This window comes from Microbispora sp. ZYX-F-249, from assembly GCF_039649665.1.
GTDB classification, from domain to species: domain Bacteria; phylum Actinomycetota; class Actinomycetes; order Streptosporangiales; family Streptosporangiaceae; genus Microbispora; species Microbispora maris.
The window spans coordinates 1-1,063 of the sequence record NZ_JBDJAW010000135.1 but is presented as its reverse complement, the minus strand read 5'-3'; the positions used below and the strand labels follow the sequence as shown (position 1 = coordinate 1,063).

Below are 1,063 nucleotides of genomic sequence, written 5' to 3'. Positions count from 1 at the left end.
CCATGCCAGCAGTAGGCAACGTCCTCATCGTCGGCGGCGGCACCGCCGGATCGGCCCTGGCGATCCTGCTCGCCCGCGCCGGCGTCGCCGTGGACATCGCGGAGATCCGGCCCGCGGTCACCGCGCTCGGCTCGGGCATCAGCCTGCAGGGCAACGCCCTGCGGGTGCTGCGCGACCTCGGCGTCTGGAACCACGTCGCCGCCGCCGGATTCCCGTTCGACTCGCTCGGGCTGCGCGCCCCGGACGGCACGCTGCTCGCGGAGATCCCCGGTACCCGCACCGGCGGCCCCGATCTGCCCGCCGCGCTCGGCATAACCCGCCCTGCCCTGGCGTCCGTCCTCGCCGACGCCGTACGCGCGGCCGGAGCGCGGACCAGGTTCGGCGTGACCGCCGAGACGCTGACCGACACCGGCGACCGGGTCGGCGTGCGGCTGTCCGACGGCACCACCGGCACCTACGACCTGGTCGTGGGCGCCGACGGCATCCGCTCGGCGGTGCGCGGGCTGATCGGGATCGACGACGCCCCGCGGCCGACCGGCCTGGGCATCTGGCGCGTCCACACCCGCCGTCCCGCCGGGATCGAGCGCACCGACCTCATCTACGGCGGCCCCTGCTTCACCGCCGGATACTGCCCGACCGGCCCGGACACCATGTACGCCTATCTCGTGGACAAGGCCCGCCCACGTGAGGCCGTCGGCGACAAGGTCGCGCACATGCGGGCCCTCGCCGCGGGATACGGCGGGCCGTGGGAGGAGATCCGCAAGGACATCACCGATCCCGGGCGCATCAACTACACGTGGTTCGAGTCGCTGCTGGTGGACCGTCCGTGGAACCGCGGCCGCGTCGTCCTGATCGGCGACGCCGCGCACGCCTGCCCGCCCACCCTCGCCCAGGGGGCGGCCCAGTGCCTGGAGGACGCCGCCGTCCTGGCCGAGCTGCTGCTGGCCGCCGACCGGCTCGACCGGCCGGTGTTCGACGCGTTCATGGACCGCCGCCACGAACGGGTGAAAGCCGTGGTCGAGGCGTCGCTGTGGCTCGCGGAGTGGCAGCTGAATCCCGTGCC

Annotated in this window: 1 protein-coding gene; it reads left to right on the top strand. The window is 74.4% G+C overall.

The annotated features are described in order from the left end of the window. On the top strand, nucleotides 1-1,063 hold a 1,063-nt coding region (locus tag AAH991_RS40075), incomplete at both ends, for an FAD-dependent monooxygenase (RefSeq protein WP_346231184.1).